Below are 24,292 nucleotides of genomic sequence, written 5' to 3' on the forward strand. Positions count from 1 at the left end.
AACACTGTCGTCTATTTCTCAGAAGTAGCGCTCGACCTCCAGCAGCTTGCCTACACCACGTCCGGGAACTGGTCGGCTAATGAGATAGCCCTGCACCTTGTCACAGCCGGAATCCTTAAGAAATACCAGTTGCTCCTCGTTCTCTATACCCTCTGCGACCACTTCCAGACCCATCTTATGCCCCAACTGAACGATAATTTGTACAAAGGATTGGCTGTAGGCACTGTCGGACAAAGAATCTATAAATGCCTTGTCGATTTTGAGTGTCGATATCGGCAGCTGCTGCAAATAACTCAGCGAGGAATAGCCTGTACCGAAGTCATCGAGCCCAATACGAATCCCACAGGATTTCAAATACTCCAGTTTGGTAACCATTCTCTCAAAGGATTCCATAAAGATAGACTCCGTAATTTCCAGCTCCAGGCATTCCGGCTGCAGCCCGGTTTCCTCCAGCGCATTCAGCACCACATCAATGAAATCGTCTTGCAGCATTTGAATCACGGAGATATTTACCGATACTTTGTAGGGAATCCCTACCCGATCATGCACATCCTTCATGAAACGGCAGGCTTCGCGCAGCACCCATTCCCCGATATTGGTGATCAGTCTGGAATCCTCCGCAACCTTGATAAAAGCAAGCGGGGAAACAAAGCCCAGCTCGGGACTGTTCCAGCGGATCAAGGCTTCAAAACCAGAAATCAGGCCTGTTCGAATATCTACCTGTGGCTGGTAGTGCAGCTCAAACTCATTGTTTTTCACGGCACTTCGCAGATGTTTCTCAATGTTCATCCGTTCATTAAAGGCCTTATGCATCGACTTATCGTATACGCTATATCTACCCTTGCCCTCTTCCTTGGCACGGTACATGGCCACATCAGCATTCTTCAGCATTTCCTCCGTGGTATCCCCATCCTCTGGGTAAAAAGAAATCCCGATGCTGACCGTAACGTACAATTTGCTCTCTCCGATCAGGAAGGATCTTCTGAATGCCTCGATGATCTTTTCGCCCAATCCAAGAACGGCCTCTTTGTCCTGAATATCCTTGAGGAAAATCACGAACTCGTCTCCGCCCAACCGGGAGAGCATCCCCTCTTCACCCACCAGCGATTGCAATCGCTCGCTGGCCTTGCGAATCAGCACATCCCCAAACTTGTGACCGAGCGTATCATTGATATATTTGAAATTATCGGTATCCACAAACAACAGCGCCGCCGAACCTCCCGGCTTCCGGAAATACCTCTCCATCGCCTCCAGCAAACTGGCACGGTTGGGCAGATCGCTAAGGGAATCGATATAGGCCAGACGGTGCATATTCTTCTGATTTTCCAGCAACAACTCGTACTGGCCCATAAGCTCTTGCTGAGTCGCTGTGAGCTGCTCGTAGGTCGCTTCCAGCTCCTGATAGCTGTTGTTCAGTTTGCGCTCCACCTGTTTACGATTACTAATATCAATCAGTGAGCCGAGGAACATCAGAATTTTGTCCCGTGGGTCGACAATCGCCTTCCCTCTGACCTCAAACCAGATGTAGTCCCCGTCCTTGGTCCGCATGCGATATTCTGTCTCATAAATCGGGGTTTGTCCGCTCAAATGCTCCTGTCGGGCTTTATTCGACGACGCCTGCTCATCAGGATGAATGATGCTGAGCACACCGCCTTCATAGGAATTGATCTCTTCCTCAGTGTAACCCATCACCTCGTACCAGCGGTCCGAAAGCCTGTAGTAGCCAGTCTCCCAGTCAAGTTCCCACATGTAAGCTCCGGAGCCTTCGGAGGCCAAGCGGAACCGGCGCTCGCTGATACGTAATTTATCGAACTGGTCCTGCAATTCCACTTCGGTTGCCGCCAGTTCTTCGTATGTAGATTCCAGCTCTTCATAGCTTAACTGGAGTTTAAGCTCATTCTGCTTGCGTATATCAATATCGAGACCAGCCAGCACGAAGATATCCTCCGCCTGACGATCCAGCCCCTTAATCAGTGTGGTGCGAATGATAAAATACTTACCGTCCGGTTCGCCCTCTGGAAGCTTCAGCTCAACATCGCTGACGTACTCCAGCTTCACTGCCTGCAGCAGTAAATCTCTGAGCATTGCCACACTGCCCTCGAGACCACTCAGATCCTCAAGGTTTGTACCCAGCATCTCCCGCTCGCTAAGCCCAGTCAGCCTTTCGGCATAATGATTGAATCGCACAATCCTTTTGTCACTATGCACAGCCCAGATCATCATACCTGTATTCTCGATGACATCCTCGAAGAATTGCTGCTCTGCATGGATCTCCCTGCGCAGGCGATTAATATACATCTTCAGCAGAAAAGCACCGACTACCAGCAGGCAAAGAGCAATAATCACGCCGGCAACCACCTGAGTGAATACCTTATTTCTGTAGCTATCGGAATGAGTGAAAAAGTATTTCTGGTACAGCTCCTCGAATGCCCCGGATTCCTGCAGCCGTTCCAGACGATTGTTCAAATAATAGACGAGATCAGGCTTGGACTTGCTTACCCCGATAGCCACATTCACCGGGTAAAGATCGCTGAGTTTGTGGACAATGGTACCGGTCAGGCCTTGATCGACAATCAGGTAATCAACAACACCCTGGTTCTCGAACAGCAGGTCGACTTCACCTTTTTTTAGCGCCTCCAATGCAGCAGGTATTGTGGGATATGTTATGTATTGTTTGATGTTTGCTTTATCACGCAGTATAGCCTCGGTGTATTGGTTCTTTCCTACAGCGATCTTGTAGTGGCCCAATGTGTTCAGGGTGACTTCTTCTTTGAGGGATTGGCGGGCGTACACGGAGATTTTACTCTTGAATACAGGCACTGAGAACAGGGCCTCCTGCTTACGCTCATCGGTAACGACCATCAGCCCGGCAGTATCGATCTCGCCATCGATCAGCCGTTCATACACATCTCCCCAATCACCGGTGCTGTAATGAACGAGGTACCCCTGCTTGTCAAAAATCATGCTGATCAAATCAACATCAAAGCCGGTAAGGTAGCCGTTCTGTATGTATTTGTAGGGGGGATAGTTCAGTTCGGCCTGGTATTTAATCTCCTGTCGCTGCGCATGAGCAGCGGCCGCAGGAAACGTGAAGATAAGCAGAATACTAAATAGAAGCAGCAATGCACTTCGCTTCATCGTAAGTTCTCCTTTTTCCAAAATCAAATAACAGCCCTATCTCCAGCTTTATTCGACAAAAAATGGTAAGGTTCCTGCCAGTTCCCTGTGGGGTGAACATAAAATGTGCAACGTAACAGAGAAGTTCTTCAATTTTGTATTGATTTTTGACTCTAAAATGTGGATAATAACAATTATAGTTGATAATGATTATCATTATTGAATAAAAAATATGCAAACTCACTATAATTTGAGTACAAAGGAGACTGAACACCGATGAGCGCAGCCACTTCCCGGACGACACTTCAGGTTGACGATTACCTGGACCTCCTCAACCTAGCCGTAAAAGTCGGCGATCTGAAATGGCAGAAGGAGATCAAATCCAGACTGCAATACATCCTCTGTCTGCAATCCAGATAACGACCTGACAGCCGCATTCCCTTTTTGGGGGATGCGGCTTTTTTTGTGCGTTACCTTGGAAACCAACAGCGGCTGGATCGCGTAGTGTTTTATAATATATAGGCGTGAACAGAGGAATAACGAAGGGTTCATTATATAGTATAATATTCAACATAATACAGGGTGAGTTGATGCCCCTGGAGATCGGAGTGTGCCATCTTGAAAAGGTTTATACTGTTGTTCATGATGATTAGCCTTTTATGGGTACCGGGCGTCTTTGCCGCAGACATACCTGCGCAGGGACCGAACCGGGTTCAGGATGAGGCCGGATTGCTGAATGCCCGCGATATAACTGCCATCTCCCAATTAACCGCAGGTGAAGCTGTTACCTTTCATATCCTAACTGTGGACTCGACAGAAGGAAGGTCTGCCGCGGATTATGCCAATGATGTCTTTAATTCCTGGGGGCTTGCCGCCAGGGATGTGCTACTGCTCATCTCTGCTCAAGAGCATGATGTTCAACTGGTCTTCGAGAATCTGCCATTGCAATCCGCGATTAATTCGTGGGCAAAGAGTCAAGGGGTGTCTGGTAGAAGCGCCGCCCTTACCAAGCTGCTAGATACGTATTTCGTTCCCTCTGCCAAAAATGGAGACATTGGCGAAGGTATCACCTCTCTTATGAATGCCGTACAGGAGATTAGCGGCGCGGCAGGCAACAGCGGGGCAGCGCCTTCTGGAAGTGGAGCCGCCGCTGGGTCGCAGGGCTCTGGCTCAGCAGTTGGTTCACACAGTTCCGGCGCTGCAGGATCAGGAGCTGGATCGCACGGCTCCAGTTCGGCAGGGACAGGATCAGCCCCGCTGAAGAACGGAAGCTCCGGATCAACAACTGCGGCCCGGGCTGCAGTTGTTGTCGGGGCAGTCCTGCTGCTCGGCGCCTTGTTCATCCTGCTGACAGGTCTACGCCGTAGCAAGCAGCTCGGCGAACAGAAGGAACAGCTCTCCGGCCTGCTGGTACGAACCAATCAGGCTTTGGAATCTCTGCAGCCGTTTCAGGGAATTGTGCAAGGCAAGACGGGCGCGCTGGTTGAAGCTATCTCCACGCGCTTGTCAGCCCGCTTAGTAGACATCTCCTCACGTACAGGTCAAGATGCTAAACCGGCTTTGTACCGCTTGGGGGAATTGCAAAAAGTCTTGGAGAAGCTTCGTCAAGACAATGGCGCCTTCCGCTCAGCACTTGAAGAAGATGAGAAGGAAATTGAGGTCATCAGCGAGGCCGACCGGCATGTGAAGCAACGTATCACTGCCCTCAAGAAGGAAATTCCCGAGCTGGAAGAAGCTCTGCACGCCCTGATCGGAGGGACTGGCTACAGCCTGCAGACGATGGTCCATGATTTCCATATATTGGCTGACAAAGCAGCCAAAGCCGATCAGCTGGAGCTGTTCGACCCCATTGCCGCTCAGGAATTCACAGAGGATGCGCAGAAAATACAGACGAAGATCGGGAAAGACCTTCAGGATGTGAGCGTATATAACGATAAGTTAAAAGCATTTCCTGGGGTGCTGTCAGACACCCGAACAACGATTTCTTCACTGATCGTGCAGCATTCACTACAGAATATGAAGGTCAGACCCTATGACCATCTGGAACAGGCCAGCAGCGAAGCCGAAGCGATGAAGGCTCCACTCCAGAGCGGGGACATGAACGAGGTGCGCAGCATCGCCGCCCGTATGGACCTGCTCCTGTCAGAGGCTGTGGCGATGACTGAGCGGCAGGGACAGATTCGGGGACAGAACCGGCGGGATCTCGAGACGGTTCGTATGAACTGGACCCGCCTCAAGCAGCGGCGGGATGAACTGCAAAGCCGCCTCAGCGATGCCGGAGGCCGGTTCGCGGAGCAGCATCTGGCGAGTGCCCGAGAAACGCTGGAGGCGTGGGGTACACGCCTGCGGGAAGGCGCAGGCGAAGTGCCACAGATCGAGACCTGGACCAGTGATGAACGCGGGGAATTCGATCAAGCGCGCAGCGGTCTGGACCGGCTCCTGTCGCTTCAGGACGAAGCTTCCGCGCAGTTTAGCGACATCTCCGAGGGGCTGGATGCCCTGAACAGCCGGTTAGACAAAATCAACCGGCTGCTCGCAGAAGGGCCCGCCCGGGTCGATGCCGCACAGAGCCTGCTGAAGCGGAACGGTCTGGCCCGCCAGGCGCGTTCCCATAATCCGCTGCTCGTCGATTATGAGAAGCTTACACAGCGGCTGGTCTCGCCGCCATTCCACCTGGATGAACTGGAGACGCTCGCCCGGTCTTATGAATCGGCAATCAGCGCCTTTGTGGAAGAGGCGAACCGGCTCGTCCGCCAGAAACAAGAACAGGAGCGCCAGGCTGCAATGGCACTGATGCTTGAGCAGCAGTTGCAGCAACAACGACAGCAACAGGCCCATAACAACAATTCGTTCGGTGGCGGAAACCATTCCTCTGGCGGCTCCTCATGGGATAGCGGAGACAGCAACAGATCCTCTGGTGGTTCCTCTTGGGGCAGCGGAGACAACGACAGATCCTCCGGCGGTTCCAAGTGGTAGATCACATGGAGTCAGAATCCCTGTTTCATTGAATATAAACCCCTTCAGAAATTGCAGTTATTGCAGGTCTGAAGGGGTTTTTCACTTTCAGCTCTATGTGGTTACGACTCCTGCAGCCCCTTGATAAAATCGCGAAAAGCAGGAGACAGCCAGCGATCTTTCGGATAAACTATACCGTCAATGTAAAAAATGCCGCCCCGAGGACATAAGTCCGGGGCGGCATTTTCTCTTTTTACTATGCTGGGAGGAAAATCTTCACCGCGGTGCCTTGTCCAATCTCGCTCTTGATCGTGATGTGGCCTTTATGCGCGGATACAATCTTTTTCACAATCATCATGCCAAGTCCGTTGCCGTTGAAGCGGGTCGTATGGAAAGGCTCGCCGAGCTTCAGCAGCACCTCCTCACTCATCCCTTCCCCATTGTCTGCAAAAGTAATGGTTTGGAAGCCGTCCTCTACCGCCAGCGTGATCGCGATATCACCGCCGAACGGCAGGGCCTCCATCGCATTTTTCAGAATATTCAAGAACACTTGCTTAATCTGATTGCGGTCACATTCAATCTCAATATCCTGTTGGAAGTCCCTGGTGACGGTAATATTGTTCATGCGAACCTGGATCGCAAATATCCCGAGCATTTCCTGTAGAATGGCGCTGCAGCGTTCATTCTTGAAATGCACCGCCTGCGGTTTACCCAGAATCAGAAACTCGCTGACGATCAGATTCATACGTTCCACTTCGGACATAATGAGATCATAATGTGGTAGCCTACTATCCTTGTTGGACAGTTGAAGCATTCCCTTCACCGTAGTGAGCGGATTCCGAATCTCGTGGGCGATACTCATCGCGAGCTGACCTGCGAATACCAGCTTTTCCGTATTGCGCAGCACCTCTTCCGTCCGTTTCATCTCGGTAATGTTGCGTAGGCTTCCTATCACACGGGACAGCTTCCCAGTGCTATCATAGGCTGGCACAACATCCATCATAAAGTGCTGCACCGATCCGTTCCTCTCCAGGGCCAGCTCCATGCCTGTACACTGGTCATTCAGCATGAGCGTCCGCTCAAAGTAATGACCAATTTCCGTAAGTTCAAATACACTAGAGCCGATAATATCGTAATACCGAGTTTGCTCGATCTCCAACATATTCATGCCATTCTCATTTATATCAGCGATCTTTCCGTGTTCATCCGTAATAATGACGCCTAGATAATTCGTCTCCAGCAGCATCTGATTCAGCAGTTCAAGCTGTTCATTACTCTGGCGCAGCAGCAGCTCCCGCTCAATGGAATCGGCCATTGTGCACAGCAGTGGCAGCAGATGCGGATGAGTTACATCTATATCAGCCATGAACGAAATGGTCCCTAGGATCTGGTTATCCCCTTTATGAAAAGGGGCGGTGCAACACGCCAGGCTATGGAGAATCCGCTGATAATGATCTTGTCCGACCAGTTGGAATGGTCTCTTGTGGTGAAGGCATAGATCTATTGAATTGGTTCCTACATCCTCATTCATCAGCACACCCTCACCTAAGCCGATCTGTCGAACAACGTCGATAATCGTAGGGTCGCCTTGAAAAGCTAGTAGATAGCCTTTATCGTCGGAAATGGCGACGAGAATGGGAGTGCCCGTAATAGAGGAAAGGAATTTATGAACAAAGAAATCGATGACCTCGATGACTTCACGATACTTGCTTAATTGCGACTTTAGTTGCTCGGCAGACAAGCGATTCGCAAAAACGGGTGGCTGTTCAGGGTCTACGCCTCTAAGCTTGCACTGTTGTTTAGAATCCTGAATAATTTGGTTGTCCGTCATTGTTTTCATGGCTACCACCGCTCTTTCCAAGAACATATCCCTCGTTTTATAAATAAGTTTCAATTTTTTAACACTAATTATTTATTCTACTTCATATAACTTAATCCTTCCATTGTTAAAAATTCAGATAGTTCCTTATTGCGAACGAAAACAACCGGTAATCCTCTTGTTTTACAACAAAAAAACTCCGCCCGATTGGGCGGAGCCTGACATTTTGTCTTAATGCTGCTCTTCCTCGAGAAACGGTTTGTTCACGTAATAATACATATAACCCATCAGCACACCACCACCGATTAAATTCCCGAGGGTTACTGGGACCAGGTTATGCAGCACACCGCCCCATGAGATCGTCCCGGGGTGATCAAGCACCAACGCTATCGCAAAGGTACACATATTGGCGATGCTGTGCTCATAGCCGGAGATGAAGAAGCAGAAGACGAACAGCATCATGGCGAACATTTTGGCACCATCATTTTTCATGGACATCGGGACAAAGAACGCCAGACATACCAGCCAGTTACATAGAATTGCCCGGAAAAATAGTTGCAGCGCCGGCGCCTCCATCTTGTGAGCTACCACACTTAGCAGAAATCCGTTAACGTTCGAGTCGTAGAACAATCCCGTCAAATAGATCAGCAGCGCAAAGGCCGTCGCCCCCAGGATGTTGCCAATATAAGTGACAACCCACATCCGGATCACGTCTAACCAGCGCATTTTCCGCCGCAGCGCGGCGTAAGAGTAATAGAAGGTATCGCCCGTGAACAGATCACCGCCTCCGTAGGAGATCAGAATGATCGCGGCCCCGAATGTAATAGCGGCCATAGGATACGTCATCGGTGAATGCTCCATGTAGAAAAAGTTGCCTGTCTTAAACGCCACGATGACACCGAATCCGATAAACATACTGGCTAGCATAGCCCTGGCAATATAGCGCAGTACGCTTTGCCGAAAAATCTTTTGCTTCTTGAGAGCCAGCCGTTCAACCTGTAGCAGCGCTTCGTTCTCCATATGTCCTCCGTTTGGGGGTATTTTTGCAGCCGATATTGGACTGATTATACAACATCTTGGTTAATATACCCAACAAATTTGAAACATTTTCTTAAGACGAAGCCATAGTAGGGCTATTCTTTCTTGTTAGCCTTCTTCTTGCGTCCCCAGCTGTAGAGAATGGTTCCAACGAAGACGATAATAAGAATCGTGAAGAAAACAGCATAAGGCATTTCATACCCGAATACGGCAATCATCATTCTACTGGCGATTATCGCAATCAATAGGAAGGCTGTCTGCTCCAGTTCAGGAAATTTCTCAATCAGCCTCAAGAATACCTGCGCGACCCCACGCATCATCAACACGCCGAGTATCCCCCCCAGGAACAATACCCATACTTGATCACTAAGACCAAATGCGGCAATCACACTGTCAACACTGAAGGCAATATCCATCAATTCTACTAGCAGTACAGTCCTCCAGAAGGAAGCTCCTTTATTCTGCATCTCCTGCTCTTGGCCGACCTTGAACAGACCCTTATACGCGATATAGAAGAGATAGAGTGCGCCCAAAACCTTGACCAGCGTAAACTTGATAAGGACAGTGCCCAGCCCGATTGCCAGAAATCTGAACAGATAGGCACCCACAATCCCGTAGTACAGGGCCTTCTTCTGCTGCTCCTTGGGTAAATGTCGAACCATTACGGCCAGTACCAACGCGTTATCTGCTGAGAGTAGGCCCTCCAGAAGAATCAAGCTACCGATAATTCCCCAGCTTACAGGATCGGAAAGCGCCCCTACAATATCGCCCCAGGAGAAAAAATGTCCATAATTCTCACTAATATTTCTGAAAAAATCATTCAACCCATTCATGCCACATTTGCGCCTCCGGTAAAATCAATTCATGTAATCTCGCAAACATTATTTACGCAAAACCCCGCCGGTAGTTCCAGATAAACGGACATACGACTTGCCGGATTATAAAGATAGAATTAGCCCTTTAGCTTACTTTATCCATAAAAAATACCGCCATGAGCATGATTCATCTCCGGCGGTACTCGTCAAATACGATTAAAATGTCAAATCTCCATCATACGAAGCAATCAATCTGTACAGCTCAGGACGGCGGTCACGGAAAATGCCCCACTCAATCCGCTGAACTTCCAGGGCATCCAAATCAAACTCGCTAACCAAGACTGTCTGCTCGTCACGACCAGCCTCAACAATTTTGTTGCCTTGCGGTCCGGCGATGAAAGAAGAGCCATAGAAGTTAATGCTGGAATCCTCGTCAATCTCTTCGCCAATCCGGTTAGACGCCACGACAGGAATCAGGTTAGACGCAGCATGGCCGCGCATACACATCTGCCAGTGATCTTTGGAATCAATGCTTCCATCCTGAGGTTCCGAACCAATGGCCGTTGGATAGAAGAGAATCTCAGCCCCCATAAGACTCATCACGCGGGCAGCTTCCGGGTACCACTGATCCCAGCAAATGCCGACGCCGATTTTGGCATAACGAGTATTCCAGACCTTGAAGCCGGTATCGCCCGGGTTGAAATAGAATTTCTCTTCATAGCCCGGTCCGTCCGGGATATGACTCTTGCGGTATTTGCCAAGCACTGTACCGTCAGCATCAATCACAGCGAGCGAGTTGTAGCGAGCATAGTTTTTCTTCTCATAGAAGCTGATCGGCAGCACGACCTGCAGTTCTTTTGCTATCTTTTTAAAGTGATTAACAGCCTTGTTCTGCTCAAGCTCAGTCGCGTATGCATAATAGTCCGATTTCTCTTTCTGGCAGAAGTACGGGGTCTCAAACAGTTCCTGCAGCAAAATAATTTGCGCGCCTTGTGCCGCCGCTTCTCTCACCAACGTCTCGGCTTTGCTAATATTCTCATCAATGTTGCCGGAACAGCTCATCTGTGTTGCAGCTACTTTTACATTTCTCACGTATCGGTCCTCCTTGTATATAAAACCAGTCTTATTGGTTCGTCGTTAAAACTTGCTTACTTCACCGCAGGCATCTGCTGTGTAGTACAGTGAACATTTCCGCCTTCGCCGATCACGGCCATGCCGTTCACTGTGCGGATGCGGCGGTCCGGGAATAGCCCAGCCAGCGTCTCAGCAGCCAGTTTATCTGTCTCCGCAGCAGTTCCACCGAATACAGGCAGAATAATACCACCATTCACAAAATAGAAATTCAGGTAGCTCAGGGTCAGACGTCCTTCTTCCCCATCCACGCGAGGCGGCTGCTGAATCTTGACGATCTCCAGCTTCCGGCCTTTCGCATCAGTGGCGTTCTCCAGAATCCGCAAATTCTCTTGCGTAATCTCATAGTTCTCATCCTGCGGATCATCGCAAACCTGAATAATGACCTTGCCCGGTGCCGCAAAGCACGCAATGTTATCGACATGACCGTCGGTCTCATCGCCGCTCAGACCACGCTTCAGCCAGATCACCGACTCTGCGCCGATATAATTACGCAGTTGTTCTTCGATCTCACCGCGTCCCAGCTCTGGGTTCCGGTTCGTATTCAGCAGGCACTCTTCCGTGGTAAGAATCGTCCCTTCTCCATCCGTATGAATGGAGCCGCCTTCCATTACTAGAGGTGCATCATAGCGGGTGACCTTAAGATGCTCCAGAATTTGTGGAGCGACCTCGTCGTCGAGATCCCAAGGAGAATATTTGCCGCCCCAGGCATTGAACTTCCAGTTCACACCTGCGAGTGCGCCTTCTCCGTTCACTACGAACGTAGGGCCATTGTCGCGCAGCCACGCATCATTATGTGCAATCGGCAGCAGGGAAACTCGCGGTCCACCGACCAGGCCCTCCACTGTCTTCAGTTCATCCGGGTTCACGATCACCGTCACCGGCTCGAACTCTGCCATTGCTTTTATAATTTCCGCATACCCTTGGCACACAGACTCATGATTATCGGGAAAACACATGGATGCCTGCACAGGCCAGGAGATAAAGGTGCGCTCATGCTGGCTCCACTCCGGCGGCATCGTATAGTTCAGTTCTTTAGGATACATTTCGTTAGCTACCTCTACAAGTTAAATTTAGAACCGGGATTGCCCCCAAAGTTCCTTACATATCATACAATAATATGCCCCCCGGCTCAATTACCAGAGTGTAAAAGGTGTACTGGTTATTTTTGAGTCTCCAAATGTTTGAAATTATCCTGTAAATCAGAAATACTTCTACAAACAGTGAAAAAAACATGTTTTAGACTCATTTACACTATTGACCGCTGTTCTATTCAGTATGATAATCAAAAGTATATTTATGTAAATTATGGTTTTCAGTGAGAAAGGCGGGGTTGCCTTGAAAGCTGCATCTACAATTTTGACCGAACTTGATTATTATCTGAAAAGTGAAGCCTTGACGCTAGCCCAATTCGCGGAACGTAGCGGCTTGCATTCTGGGACCCTCAGTAATATCATTCACGGTCGTCGCCCGATTGCTATGCAGCAACTTGACCGGATTACTTCGGCAATAGGGCGGACAGAAGGTTTCTTCTATGATCTGTATATCCAGGAATACGTCATTGAGGGGGCAGCCGATTGGAGACGCATCGGACCACTGCTACAGCGATGTGCGGAGTTGGACAAGCTAGACGAAATCAAACGCGTCGTACAGCATGTTATGGACAACCTAATGTATTCACCTTTGCTATTCGAATCCGCGGAATCATTATTTACGCAAGGCTACCGTGATGCAGCTGGGATTCTCTATGATAGTGTAGCAGAAGGGGAAAAGCTGCAGCATTCCGAAAGACTCGCCCTATGTCAGTACAGACTATTTGCCATTCGTTTGGGCGAAGACCAGGATGAGAACCTGCGTGCAGCCAATCAATTCGAGCCCTTTGTCGAGAGGCTGGATGAGGCCGATCAGCTGGATGCCTTAAAGCATTTGGCGGATATATACGGGTCTTTAGATCGTTTGGACAAGGTAGAACAATTAGCTGAATTATTAGAAAACAAAGCAAAAATCCAATTCAAATATTGGAGAAGAGATCAAGCGAAGAAAAAATCAACCCGCCCATATGTTTTTTACATATTATATGCGTATTTATCAAGATCAGCAGTTGCTGACGAACGTGGAGAGTATGAAAAGGCCCTTTACTACACATCTTTATACTCAAATCTAGACTGGATTAAGCCCCCTCTAAGTGAAGAAGAAAAACTGGTCTTGGATCAATTTAAAGAATGGGCAACGGCTAACACCTACGTATACCGACTGATGAGTGGTCAAGTTGAAATTTTAGATGAATACGTAAGCTATATATCAACACGAGATGAAGAAATTTTCACAGCTTTATACAAGATTACACAAGCAGCCAACCACTTCAATTTAAATATCGATGGTATTCTAGAGCAGTTTAAAAGTCATCTGGTATATAACATACCGCAAAGCCAATTAGGGAAATTCAATCACCAACTAACGGATGATAGATACACCCGCTTCCTTATAGAGCTAGCCACATATTATCTGGGAAAAAAAGAAACAGAGGTTGGCTTTAATCACTTAATTAATGGTCTAGAATTTTCCGTGAGGAACAGAAGCAGTGTTAACATTGTAAGATGCGTTGGTTTGTTTGAAAAATATCGAAAATCAGCACCAATTTATCAACTAGAAACATATTCAAGCTTAATTAGTCAAATACATGAAACAGAAGAAAAAGTTCTTTCATTGCTGTAGTCACCTAGTAAAATGTTGATCTATTGATAATCGAAATTAATGATTATTTCCTAAAGTCATTTAACCCACAGTTTGGAATAAGCTTCAAACTAACATATAGAATCATTTTTTTGATCCTCTAGAGGTGTGACGAAAGGGGGCGAGAAATGGGAAATGAACAAGATTTACAGGATGGACAAAGGAAAGATGCAATGCGAAATAAAACAGAACCACTTTTTCACAGTAATAGAGGACTCAAAATAATTTAATTAGCGAGGTGTAGCATAAATGAAGAAGAAGATATCTTTATTCATAGCTTCTGTAATTATACTGATTGTTCTTACTCCTCAAGTACAAGCATACAGCACTGATTTAGGTCTTGAGCAATTAATCTTTAAGCCTATGACCCATGGTTGGGGCGGTTAGAATCGAGAATACGATCTTCGTATCAAGTTGAAGAAAATGGGAAGTACTGAATGCGATATTAGATATAATATAAAGAGGCATTCTTAGGTGCAAACCTTGAATGCCTCTTTTTTATTTATCCTTGTCGTATCTCCAATTTCCTATTTTTTGACAGACAATCCTATAATGTTACATATAGGAGGGATGTACCATGCATTTTAACCATCCTGCGATCTTGCATGAAGTCGAAAAAGCCCGTGAGAATCTATACCAAACACAGCAGCGATACGGATTCTTAACACATCCTAAGGTCATAGAGCAGTCCATGATCCTGGACGAACTGTTGAATCAATATCAACGCAAGCTGATGGTTAACTAGTCATGTCAACATTTAATTCACGGACAAGCTCTAGGTCTGGAGGATATCATGCTTTTTCCTATTCTTGAGGCTATGACCACTGAACAGATACTCGATCTGATCCTAATACTGGGCGTGAATCTGGGAGCCATGTTATGGGTAATAAGAAAAGCCAAGCACGGCAACCACGCCGATTCTTGCAGCCCAGAACAGAAGGAACCATCTGAGTGCAGAGCACATCAGCAAGATGGACTTTAGCGAGGTAACGTTACGCGTGTTACATAGATCCTTAAATCTATTCCACACACTTCGGAATACCCACTGACAACATATCCTTACAGCTTGATTCCCTTAATCGTATCTCCTTCGAAATCCTTTACCCGGAATTCTCCCTTATCAAGAATTCCGTAGGAATTCGGATAATTTTCTTTGGGCAGCGAGATAGAGCCTGGATTCAGTACATAGATCCCCTCTTTAATATCCGCCACCGGAACATGCGTGTGTCCCTGAATAAAGATATCCCCCGGAGAAAGTGCGGGCAGTTGGTCTATGCTGAAGCCATGACCATGTGTCGCGTAGATTCGTCTGCCCTCATGCAGAATCAGAACATAATCCCCCATCATCGGAAATTCCAGCAGCATCTGATCCACTTCGGCGTCACAATTGCCGCGAACGGCTGTGATTTTCTCCTTGTAGGCATTCAGCCTGCTAGCAACACCCTGCGGATCATAACCCTCCGGCAGCGGATTCCGTGGTCCATGGTACATAAAGTCACCTAGCAAGACAAGCTGATCCGGCTGTTCTTCGGCTACTTTTTCCAACGTCCGTTCCAGCCAGTATAAAGATCCATGAATATCGGAAATAAACATCACTTTCATCACAATCCAACCCTTCTATCTCGTTATTTCAGAGGTACTTCCATTGTAGGTCAGCCCTTGATTTTGTTCAAATCAGATCCATAAAAAATGAAAATGTCCGCTAAACACACCACATAATGCAGTAACATAATGCAACAACACAAGGCAGTAACGCAAAGCAACAACGCAAAGCGGACGCCTATGTAGGCGTCCTGCTCTATCTATACTATTCCCTATCGTACCTTAGGGCAAATTAGAGGCTCCCATTAAAAAACGATCTACCTCACGGGCAGCCTGTCGCCCTTCATTAATGGCCCATACTACAAGACTCTGTCCGCGGCGCATATCGCCTGCGGTGAATACACCTTCCACGTTTGTTGCCTGGGGGCCGAACTCCGCGGCGACATTGGAGCGCTCGTCACGCGCTATCCCAAGCTGATCCAGCACCGTGTTCTCCGGTCCAGTGAAGCCCAGAGCCAACAGCACAAGCTGTGCCTGTAGCACTTCATCGCTGCCTAGCACTTCCACCGGCACGAGCCGGCCCTGCTCGTTGGATTGCCATTCAATCCGCACGGTGTGCAGTTCCTGCACATGTCCACCATCATCGCCGATGAATCGTTTGGTTGAGACGAGATAGCGGCGCGGGTCCTCGTCGTACAGTGCAGCTGCTTCTTCCTGGCCATAATCGACCTTGAGCACTTTCGGCCATTCCGGCCAAGGGTTGCCAGGCTGCCGCGATAACGGTGCCTGCGGCATAATCTCCAGCTGGACCACACTGCGACAGCCGTGCCGGATCGAGGTTGCCACACAGTCGGTGCCGGTATCGCCACCTCCGATGACGACAACATCTTTGCCTGCCGCGGATAGATACTCGCCGTCTGTAAGCCCGGAATCCAGCAGGCTCTTCTTGTTCAGCGTCAGGAACTCCATCGCTTGATGGATGCCGGACAGATCACGTCCTTCCACCGGCAGATCACGGGCGACTGTGGAACCACCGCAGAGAACCACGGCGTCATGTTCCTCCCGAACTTGCTCTGCAGGGATGTCCTTGCCGATCTCCGTCCCGGTCACGAAGCTAACGCCTTCCGCCGTCAGCAAATCCACACGCCGCTGTACCGTCTGTTTATCCAGCTTCATGTTGGGGATACCATAGGTCAGCAATCCGCCAATGCGGTCAGCCCGCTCGTATACTGTTACCGTGTGTCCCGCTTTATTAAGCTGGGCTGCACAGGCCAGACCCGCCGGTCCCGAACCGACCACAGCCACCTTCTTGCCTGTCCGCACCAGTGGCGGCTCCGGCACGATCCACCCTTCAGCAAAGCCCCTGTCTACAATTGCCTTCTCAATCGACTTGATCGTTACTGGCTTACCGTTCATACCAACGGTACAGGAGCCTTCGCACGGAGATGGACAGACCCGGCCGGTGAACTCAGGAAAGTTATTGGTCTTGTGCAGCCGCTTCAGCGCTACCTCCCAGTTCCCACGATAGACAAGGTCATTCCACTCCGGGATCAGATTATGGAGCGGACAGCCGGAAGCCATACCCGACAGCAGGCGGCCCACATGACAGAATGGGGTACCACAATCCATGCATCGAGCTCCCTGCTCTTGCAGCTTCTCTTCATCCATTTTGATAGAGAATTCATTCCAGTTCTTAATTCGTTCCAGCGGCGCACATTCTGCCGGCGTCTGCCGCGCATACTCCATAAATCCGGTTGCTTTGCCCATAACAGTCATCCTCCGAGTCTTATTAAATGCCGCCGTGAAAAGACATGGCGGTGTCCCTTGCGCTGATTCGGCTTCCAGGAGAGTTCACATGCTGCAGCCGACTAGAAATATACCACTGTAAAGCAGCAAAGCGAGAAGTGATCTAGAGGCCTCAAATCCCGGCTGCTACTGCTTGTAAAGTAAAACAGGGGAATAAGTGAGACCATATTAACACTGCGATGCCTTGTCGAAAATGAGCAATATCACCTTTTACGCAGAACGACATAATCAAATTAACGTTATCGTAACCGTCGGATGAATCAGTCACATTTTAGATTCATGGAACTTAGAATCGCATACAAAAGCAGGCAGTGCCCACAACTGAGCCTGCCTGCTTTTATAAAAAAAATGAATTTACAAACCGATGGCTGGATTAAGATCGACCTTTACTCTTGAAGATATTATAAGCCCCACTGAACATACCGAATAAGATACCGGTAATCGGGAATACAATCCAATTGATCTGCCATTGCTGGAAAACCAGACCGCTGACCAGAAAAATACAGGTCGCAAGCGGCCAAATAATCGCAGCCACGCCTCCGATAACCCGGTTCTCTTCTTTCTTGGCCTTCGAATAGTCGCCGATTTGCAGCAAGACGCTAAAGCTATCCTTGATATTCCCATAATAGACGAAGAGGAACACAGCTACAGCAATGATCTCCAGCATCGCTACAACGCCTAATAAAGTCGCCGCTTCGCTGAATGCCGAGCCCACAAAGATCGCAGTCGGTGAGACGACACATAGACATACACCCATGATCAGGGACAAGGTGTAGGTAGAGGAAAAGGATTCCTGTTTCTGTTGAATATAAGCCTTCAGGTGGTAGGGTAGGGCGAAATCAGATCCCAAATATTTGTATTTCTCCAGCTTCATACCGCTATAAATGAACATAGCAATGGCTGGAACGATGAACAGAAACATTGCAATCAGCCCAACCATACTGGCGGTATCCTCTGAAAAGAGTCCACCCAGAATCCCCGTCTCAACGGAAGTGCTGATAAAAATCAACAGTGCCACGCCAGTCAGAACCAGGGCTACACCGATGCCGATCAGTAGACCTGCTCTTCTTTTGGCTGCCATAAAGCCTTCAACTTCATCATCTGCCAGCATAGGGAGTGCTTCTTCCTCCACCTCTGGCATAATACCCAGTTCACTGGTCAGCTCATCAATATTGCCGAACTCCGAAATTACGATCCCTACGGCTTCATTCTCCGACTTCCCGTCCATCTTCAACTCGTGATACTTTTCTTCCATGCTGGCCAGCAAATCCTGCTTCAGCTTCAGCATTTGACCACTTTTGGGCAGGGTAGCGAACATGTTGTTCAAATAGCTGATGATCGTATCCATGGACCTCACAGCTCCTTAATAAATTTATTAACGACCTCTTGAGTAACTTGCCATTCCACACATTTCTCGCGGTAATAGGCCAGGCCGGCCGGGGTAATCCGGTAATAGGTGCGCCGCTTGCCGAACGTCTCATCCTTGTAAAAGGACACGATATATCCGTTCTTCTCCAGCCGGGTGAAGGCAGAATACAGCGTGGTCTCTTTCATAATGTATTTCTCCTCCGATAGCGTTCTGATCTTCTTGGATATCTCGTAGCCATAAGATTCGCCGTCCATCAGCATATAGAGGATGAGGGTATCGTTGTATCCCCGGATCACGTCACTACTGATCAATAGTCTGCCTCCTTTACTGCATCTGTCGTACTTCACCTGTCGTAGTAATAATTGTAGCATAATTACTACGACAGGTGAAGTATAATTACTTAAATTTGTGCCCAAAAAAAAGAAAGGGGCGCTCTACTGCCATCCGGCCTGGCAGAACGCCCCTTCCAAGGGTGGATATTAACTTTTGCAACGATGTCTATTCTCTATTTGATTTTGTCCTCAGGCCTGCTGCACGACAAGCACAACCATGCCGATTCCAGCGGTGACCAGTCGGTTCCCCGCAAGCTTGCTTACAAGATCGCCGCCAAACAGCACTTCCCACTTGCCCAAATCAGGCAAGGTGCAGGCAACTCCTTCAGGGAGGCTATTATAAATGACGTATAAGTGCTCTTCCGCATCCCCTCCCGCATGGTCTCGCAGAGTGTATGCCACCGCCCCGGAGGGTGTTTTCTCGAACACGAGGTGACTACGGATATCCTCTGCGCTCCGCAGCCGGAAGGCCGGATGGTCCCTGCGCAGAGCTATGAGCTGCTTCATATAAGCGACATCCTCCTGGCGGTCTGCACAGCGTTCCCAGTCCATCCGGTTAACTTCTACCGGGGATTTGTAGCTGTTCTCTATACCGTCCTTGGTGCGCATAAATTCCTGCCCAGCATGGATGAAGGCTATCCCTTGGCTCGTCAGCACCATAGCTGAAGCCAGCCTGTGCATGGCCCCTCGCTGTTCGTCACTGACGCCCTCTGTGGACAGCACGATTTTATCCCACAGTGTATGATTGTCATGACACTCCATAAAATTCACACACTGCAGCGGTTCGTCAGCAAATTGCCCAATATCCTGGCTGTAGACAATCCCTCCGGTGATGCCCGTCTTCACCGCCTGTTCCAGCCCGGACTTCCCGCTAATAAAACCCGGTTGATCGTACAGAAAGATATTCCCTTTGACCGCATCCCGAAAGCCGTCGTTGAAGTGCCCGATACCCGGGAGCACATCAGCATTGTTCTGATTGGCCAACTGGTCCATAGGCAGTTCTGTATCCATGACCCAGCCTTCGCCGATGGTCAGGATCGACGGATCCAGTTCATCCAGACGACGGCGAATGTCTGCCATCGTTCCCACATCGATCAGGCCCATCAAGTCGAACCGGAAGCCGTCGATGTGATACTCCTTGGCCCAATAGAGGACAGAATCAACGATAAAACGAGACATCATCGCCCGCTCGGTTGCCGTATCATTGCCGCATCCGCTGCCGTTGGACAGACTGCCATCCGGCTTGTAGCGCAGATAGTATCCCGGAACCAATTTCGTGAAATTTATACGATATCCGTCGTAGACATGGTTATACACAACATCCATGATCACCCGTAGGCCGCGGTCATGCAGGGTCTGAATCATCTGTTTCAGCTCGGTAATCCGGAGGCCCGGAACATAGGGATCTGTTGCATAGGAGCCTTCGGGAGTGTTGTAGTTCTTGGGATCATATCCCCAATTATAATGAGGCTGGTCCAGCTTGGTCTCGTCTACACTTTCGGTGGCAAAATCATAGAAAGGCAGCAACTGGACATGGGTCACACCGAGATCAACAATATGATCAAGTCCGGTAAGAATCCCGCCCGGACCGCGCGTGCCCGCCTCGGCAAGGCCTAGATATTGCCCCTTATGGTCAATGCCGCTGGCCGGGTGAATGGACAAATCCCGCAGGTGCAGCTCATAAATGACCGCATCGATGCCATGATTTAGCGGCGGTTTGTCCTCAGTCCACCGCTCCGGATCTGTGTCCCTTAAATCTATAATGGCGCCCTTGTCGCCATTCACGCCCACAGCCCGTGCATAGGGATCAACTGCCTCATTCCAGCGTCCACCGATTAGAACGCGGTAGGTATAGAATTTGCCTGCGAGATCATCTTCAACAGCGACCGTCCAGGTTCCCCTACGATCACGGGCCATGGGTAAGCGACGGCCTGGGGCCTCGTCTTTCCATGATTCGTACAGGACCAGCTCCGCCTCCTGCGAAGTTGGAGCCCATAGCCGAAACAGCGAGCGATCCGGCGCATACGTGAATCCCAAGTCATCTCCATCGTAACTGAATAGATCGTCAAAGCCTTGCTCAAAGACAGAGATCCCGCCAGTGACTCCCGGATCGCCGTAATGAATAGGTTCTTCCCTTTCTCTTTGTACCGCCAAAGCAACGCTCCCCTTTACCCTGTAATAACTGGATATTATAATCTGATTATGAACGGAGTGCAAACGTTTGAACTGATTTTATTCATAATCGCAGCTATTGTCGCTGGTCCGCAGCGGAAGCCAGACAAGAACACGCCTGGCTTCCGCTATTAGTGGCTCTATTTTTCAACTTGCACGAAGTGAATTCATGACTTATAAGGATATCTTTTCCCGGTGCTCACGCAATATCCGCTCTACCTCTGAAGAAAGGAACGGCTTGCTGATAAAATCCTGCATTCCCACTGCCTTGCACCGCTCGCGGTCTTCCGGTCCGGCAAAAGCAGTCACAGCCACAATGTAAGGACGGCGCTCTGCTGGAGCCCTGTCCATAATGAGGGCTGCTGCCGTAAAACCGCTCATAACCGGCATTTGCACATCCATAAAGACAAGGTCATACGACTGCTGCATAACTGCGGCCACCGCCTGTTCCCCGTTCTCGACGAGATCGGCGCTGTATCCTCTTTTTTCAAGCATCGCCAGGAGCAGTTTCTGGTTCACCGGATGATCCTCAGCAACTAGAATTGACAACGGCCCATACTTGGGCCCGGTTAATGTAGATTCCCCCGGGAGCCATCCAAACCCCTTAGCTTCCTCCGACTGTCCAACACCTGCCTCTGATGCTGCCTTCGTAGCCACTTCTTCCCCGAAAGATTCCACCCAATGCCCTGTATCCATTAACATTATTCCGTTGTCATGACTATGCGTTCCATCATCAATGGTATTAAGCGGCAGGGTAAAATAGAAATTCGATCCTTCCCCCTCAGTACTCTCCACACCGATCGCTCCGCCCATCAGTTCCACCAGCTTCTTGCAGATTGCCAGCCCAAGCCCGGTTCCGCCGTACTTGCGGTTAACCGACGGATGAAGCTGGGAGAAGGACTGAAACAATTGGTTCTGTTTGAACGTTGGAATACCGATGCCCGTATCTCTGACATTAAACTTCAAGAGCAGCGTGGGGCTACTGCTGGGGCTCGCCTCTCTCTCCACATGCATTACAACCCGACCCGCTTCAGTGAACTTAACCGCATTGCTGACCAGATTCACCAGCACCTGCCGCAGCCGGGCTGCGTCTCCACGAATCACCGCCGGGATATCAGCGTCGATTTGACAGGACAGAACGATGCTTTTCTCCAGAGCCTTGGCTGTGAACAGTTCCGTTACGCTGTCCATAACGCTATGGAGGTATACCGGCTCATCGACGAGGCTCATCTTGCCCGCCTCTATTTTGCTAAAATCAAGGATTTCATTCAGAATGGACAGCAGGGATTCACTGCTCTGGCTGATGATGTCGGTATATCCACGCTGTTCCTCACTAAGCTCAGTTTCTGACAACAAATCGGTCATACCCATAATTCCATTCATCGGGGTACGTAGCTCATGACTAATGATAGCCAGAAACTCCGATTTGGCCTGATCGGCCTTTTCAGCGGATTCCTTGGCCCGGATAATCTCCTTCTCATCCGTAATATCCCGAAACACCAGCACGGCTCCAATACGCTCTCCCTGGTCGAACAACGGTGTCACCTGATACTCTGCCAAAAAGCTGGAGCCATCTCTGCGCCATAAGACTGCATCCTTGCTGTCATGGGATATGCCGGACCGAATGGCCTGCATTAACGGTGACTCCTGCGGACCAAAGTTCATCCCGTCGTACTCACTCTGCTGGATATGCTTCAGGTAGGCACGGCCAATGATTTCATTCTGCTGAAAATCGAGCATAGCCGCTCCTACTGGGTTGATGAACGTAACTCTTCCCTCGGGATCAAGACGAAGAATGCCCTCGGACAAGGCATTCAGGATCAACGTATGTTCATTACTCAGCTTCTCAATCTGCTCGGTATGGTGTATGCGTTCCGTAATATCCCGTCCCACCGAAATGATCTCCACAATATTTCCGCTCTTATCATAGATGAACCGACTGTTCGACTCCACCCAGACATAGCTCCCATTCTTGCGGCGGAAACGGTAGGTGATGACCGAAAGAATGCCGGTGCTCAGGCTTCTCTCCATATAGCCTTTAATCATGTCCAGCTCATCAGGATGAACATAATCATACGCACTCGTACCCGTCATTTCTTCTGGCTCATATCCCAACAGTGTGCGGCTGGCCGGAGAGCAGTACAGGAAGGTGATATCCTTGACTGCATGCCTTGAGATTAAATCCTTGGAATTCTCGGACAACAACCGAAAATGGTATTCGCTCTCCCGCAGCTGTTCTTCTATCTTCAGCCGATCGCTGATATCCTGCATCATCCCTATTAATTGAACCGGCTTGCCACCCGGTCCCATGATGACATCCCACTGGACATGCACCCCAACGACACGGTCATTCGGCAGCAGCAAACGATAAGAGGCCTCTCCTGACCCTCCCTGTGCGATAGCTCTCTGACCCGTCTCAATCACAAAAGTCTGGTCCTCAGGATGCACAAATTGTTTGAAATCGTCATAATACATAGTTTCATTATCCATTGGGTAGGGCAGCATCCGTTGCAATTCGTCCGATAACTTCACCCGGCCGCTGGGCAGCTCCCAAATCCATGAACCGATACGAGCCACTCTCTGGGCTGTCGCCAGCGCTTCCTCATTCTTCTTGCGCTGAGTCACGTTACGCCCGATGCCTAGAATATAAGTGCTCTCATTATTCTCGTCCCGTCTCACCTTAAAGGCTGTCTCAATCCACTCATAATGACCATCCTTGTGTCGCACACGGCGGGCAACCGCATCGCTCTCCAGAAATTTGCCGTACCGACTAATCTCTTCAGCATCATCAGGATGGTAATAATCCAGCCGGTTCGTACCAATCATCTCCTCCGGACGGTAACCGAGGAGCGGATAGCAAGAAGGGGACACGAAGGAAAGCGTTCCATCGGGCAAGGTCAGCGAGATTAGATTCTGGTCATCTTTGATAAATAAATTGTACAGATCGCTGCTGTCCACCGTCAGCTGATCGGCGATTTTACGGTCTGTGATATCCTGGGCATACACAATCAGACTTGAAGGTGCTTGTCCATTCTCCGTGCGAGCGAACGTCAGAGAGAGCCAAATATATCTCCCTTTGCCGGTAAGAAAACGCAGTTCCTTCTCCAACACACCATCAGCAGAGGCCTTAAGACCGTCCATGATTCCCTGGAATGACAAAAGGGAGCTGTCTCCATCCTTCTTATTCTCTTTAAAGAAATCCAAAGTGTGGAGCTTCGTCTCATGATAACCCAGCAGCCTGCATAGAGCTGGATTGACCTTCAGGCAGCCATTTCCTTCAGGTGCAAGGATAGCCATTCCTACAGGGGACCTCATGAATGCCTGATTCAGAATATTGCGGTCTTCTGCCAAAAAGTGATCCATCAATGGCCCTCCTCCCTCACGAGTCTGATCCAGCGACTCTCTCTCATTCTATAACCCAGTATACGTTAATGAAGGCAGAGAAAGGAATCGGGAGTCTGCA

At 49.3% G+C, this 24,292-nt stretch carries 17 protein-coding genes; 5 read left to right on the plus strand and 12 right to left on the minus strand.

Going from position 1 to position 24,292, the window contains the following annotated elements:
• Window positions 1-18 precede the first annotated feature (18 nt).
• Window positions 19-3,138 carry an EAL domain-containing protein gene (locus AC3Y23_RS21860; RefSeq protein WP_379202979.1) on the minus strand — a complete coding sequence of 1,040 codons (3,120 nt, stop codon included), beginning with the start codon at window positions 3,136-3,138 and terminating at the stop codon, window positions 19-21.
• Between the two features lie 255 nt (window positions 3,139-3,393).
• On the opposite strand from AC3Y23_RS21860, the gene AC3Y23_RS21865 reads away from it, so the two are divergent.
• A complete protein-coding gene (locus tag AC3Y23_RS21865) occupies window positions 3,394-3,537 on the plus strand; it encodes a hypothetical protein (RefSeq protein ID WP_379202981.1) in 144 nt (47 codons plus the stop codon).
• A 198-nt stretch (window positions 3,538-3,735) separates the two neighbouring features.
• Entirely contained in the window at window positions 3,736-6,093 is a 2,358-nt protein-coding gene (locus AC3Y23_RS21870; RefSeq protein ID WP_379202983.1) for a TPM domain-containing protein, read from the plus strand.
• Between the two features lie 235 nt (window positions 6,094-6,328).
• Here the strand turns inward: AC3Y23_RS21870 and AC3Y23_RS21875 are convergent, their stop codons facing one another.
• The 5 genes from AC3Y23_RS21875 to AC3Y23_RS21895 all read right to left on the minus strand — a co-directional run bounded on the left by AC3Y23_RS21875 (window position 6,329) and on the right by AC3Y23_RS21895 (window position 11,921).
• Window positions 6,329-7,912, minus strand: a complete 1,584-nt coding sequence (locus AC3Y23_RS21875; RefSeq protein WP_379202985.1) for an ATP-binding protein — start codon at window positions 7,910-7,912, stop codon at window positions 6,329-6,331.
• A 210-nt stretch (window positions 7,913-8,122) separates the two neighbouring features.
• Window positions 8,123-8,911 (minus strand): formate/nitrite transporter family protein, encoded by a 789-nt coding sequence (locus AC3Y23_RS21880; RefSeq protein ID WP_379202987.1) that lies wholly within the window; start codon window positions 8,909-8,911, stop codon window positions 8,123-8,125.
• Between the two features lie 113 nt (window positions 8,912-9,024).
• Window positions 9,025-9,762, minus strand: a complete 738-nt coding sequence (locus tag AC3Y23_RS21885) for a TerC family protein (RefSeq protein ID WP_379202989.1) — start codon at window positions 9,760-9,762, stop codon at window positions 9,025-9,027.
• 198 nt (window positions 9,763-9,960) lie between these two features.
• Entirely contained in the window at window positions 9,961-10,836 is an 876-nt protein-coding gene (aguB, locus tag AC3Y23_RS21890) for an N-carbamoylputrescine amidase (protein ID WP_379202991.1), read from the minus strand.
• Window positions 10,837-10,892: 56 nt separating this feature from the next.
• On the minus strand, window positions 10,893-11,921 hold the full coding sequence (locus tag AC3Y23_RS21895; protein ID WP_379202993.1) for an agmatine deiminase family protein: 1,029 nt from the start codon (window positions 11,919-11,921) through the stop codon (window positions 10,893-10,895).
• A gap of 292 nt (window positions 11,922-12,213) precedes the next feature.
• Here AC3Y23_RS21895 and AC3Y23_RS21900 point away from each other — a divergent pair, with 292 nt between their 5' ends.
• From AC3Y23_RS21900 to AC3Y23_RS21910, 3 genes are all read left to right on the plus strand, one after another.
• Window positions 12,214-13,590: a helix-turn-helix domain-containing protein gene (locus AC3Y23_RS21900; RefSeq protein ID WP_379202995.1), complete on the plus strand. Its 1,377-nt coding sequence runs from the start codon at window positions 12,214-12,216 to the stop codon at window positions 13,588-13,590.
• 267 nt (window positions 13,591-13,857) lie between these two features.
• The gene (locus AC3Y23_RS21905) at window positions 13,858-13,995 is read left to right on the plus strand and encodes a hypothetical protein (RefSeq protein ID WP_379202997.1); all 138 of its coding nucleotides are present in this window, start codon (window positions 13,858-13,860) and stop codon (window positions 13,993-13,995) included.
• Window positions 13,996-14,185: 190 nt separating this feature from the next.
• On the plus strand, window positions 14,186-14,353 hold the full coding sequence (locus AC3Y23_RS21910; RefSeq protein WP_379202999.1) for an aspartyl-phosphate phosphatase Spo0E family protein: 168 nt from the start codon (window positions 14,186-14,188) through the stop codon (window positions 14,351-14,353).
• 314 nt (window positions 14,354-14,667) lie between these two features.
• Here the strand turns inward: AC3Y23_RS21910 and yfcE are convergent, their stop codons facing one another.
• The 6 genes from yfcE to AC3Y23_RS21940 all read right to left on the minus strand — a co-directional run bounded on the left by yfcE (window position 14,668) and on the right by AC3Y23_RS21940 (window position 24,192).
• A complete protein-coding gene (yfcE, locus tag AC3Y23_RS21915) occupies window positions 14,668-15,210 on the minus strand; it encodes a phosphodiesterase (protein ID WP_379203194.1) in 543 nt (180 codons plus the stop codon).
• Window positions 15,211-15,432: 222 nt separating this feature from the next.
• On the minus strand, window positions 15,433-16,917 hold the full coding sequence (locus AC3Y23_RS21920; protein ID WP_379203001.1) for a glutamate synthase subunit beta: 1,485 nt from the start codon (window positions 16,915-16,917) through the stop codon (window positions 15,433-15,435).
• Window positions 16,918-17,329: 412 nt separating this feature from the next.
• The gene (locus AC3Y23_RS21925; RefSeq protein ID WP_379203003.1) at window positions 17,330-18,304 is read right to left on the minus strand and encodes a permease prefix domain 1-containing protein; all 975 of its coding nucleotides are present in this window, start codon (window positions 18,302-18,304) and stop codon (window positions 17,330-17,332) included.
• Window positions 18,305-18,309: 5 nt separating this feature from the next.
• Window positions 18,310-18,636, minus strand: a complete 327-nt coding sequence (locus AC3Y23_RS21930) for a PadR family transcriptional regulator (RefSeq protein WP_379203005.1) — start codon at window positions 18,634-18,636, stop codon at window positions 18,310-18,312.
• 210 nt (window positions 18,637-18,846) lie between these two features.
• The gene (gene pulA / locus AC3Y23_RS21935; protein ID WP_379203007.1) at window positions 18,847-20,811 is read right to left on the minus strand and encodes a type I pullulanase; all 1,965 of its coding nucleotides are present in this window, start codon (window positions 20,809-20,811) and stop codon (window positions 18,847-18,849) included.
• Window positions 20,812-21,003: 192 nt separating this feature from the next.
• Complete coding sequence (locus tag AC3Y23_RS21940) at window positions 21,004-24,192, minus strand: PAS domain S-box protein (protein WP_379203009.1); 3,189 nt, start codon at window positions 24,190-24,192, stop codon at window positions 21,004-21,006.
• Window positions 24,193-24,292 lie beyond the last annotated feature (100 nt).

This window comes from Paenibacillus sp. MAHUQ-45, assembly GCF_058133325.1.

Excerpts from the sequence above, each read along its gene's own strand:
- AC3Y23_RS21860 (WP_379202979.1), bottom strand. The coding sequence starts at position 3,138 with ATGAAGCGAAGTGCATTGCTGCTTCTATTTAGTATTCTGCTTATCTTC.
- AC3Y23_RS21865 (WP_379202981.1), top strand. The coding sequence starts at position 3,394 with ATGAGCGCAGCCACTTCCCGGACGACACTTCAGGTTGACGATTACCTG.
- AC3Y23_RS21875 (WP_379202985.1), bottom strand. The coding sequence starts at position 7,912 with ATGAAAACAATGACGGACAACCAAATTATTCAGGATTCTAAACAACAG.
- AC3Y23_RS21880 (WP_379202987.1), bottom strand. The coding sequence starts at position 8,911 with ATGGAGAACGAAGCGCTGCTACAGGTTGAACGGCTGGCTCTCAAGAAG.
- AC3Y23_RS21885 (WP_379202989.1), bottom strand. The coding sequence starts at position 9,762 with ATGAATGGGTTGAATGATTTTTTCAGAAATATTAGTGAGAATTATGGA.
- AC3Y23_RS21895 (WP_379202993.1), bottom strand. The coding sequence starts at position 11,921 with ATGTATCCTAAAGAACTGAACTATACGATGCCGCCGGAGTGGAGCCAG.
- AC3Y23_RS21905 (WP_379202997.1), top strand. The coding sequence starts at position 13,858 with ATGAAGAAGAAGATATCTTTATTCATAGCTTCTGTAATTATACTGATT.
- AC3Y23_RS21910 (WP_379202999.1), top strand. The coding sequence starts at position 14,186 with ATGCATTTTAACCATCCTGCGATCTTGCATGAAGTCGAAAAAGCCCGT.
- yfcE (WP_379203194.1), bottom strand. The coding sequence starts at position 15,210 with ATGAAAGTGATGTTTATTTCCGATATTCATGGATCTTTATACTGGCTG.
- AC3Y23_RS21920 (WP_379203001.1), bottom strand. The coding sequence starts at position 16,917 with ATGGGCAAAGCAACCGGATTTATGGAGTATGCGCGGCAGACGCCGGCA.
- AC3Y23_RS21925 (WP_379203003.1), bottom strand. The coding sequence starts at position 18,304 with ATGGATACGATCATCAGCTATTTGAACAACATGTTCGCTACCCTGCCC.
- AC3Y23_RS21940 (WP_379203009.1), bottom strand. The coding sequence starts at position 24,192 with ATGGATCACTTTTTGGCAGAAGACCGCAATATTCTGAATCAGGCATTC.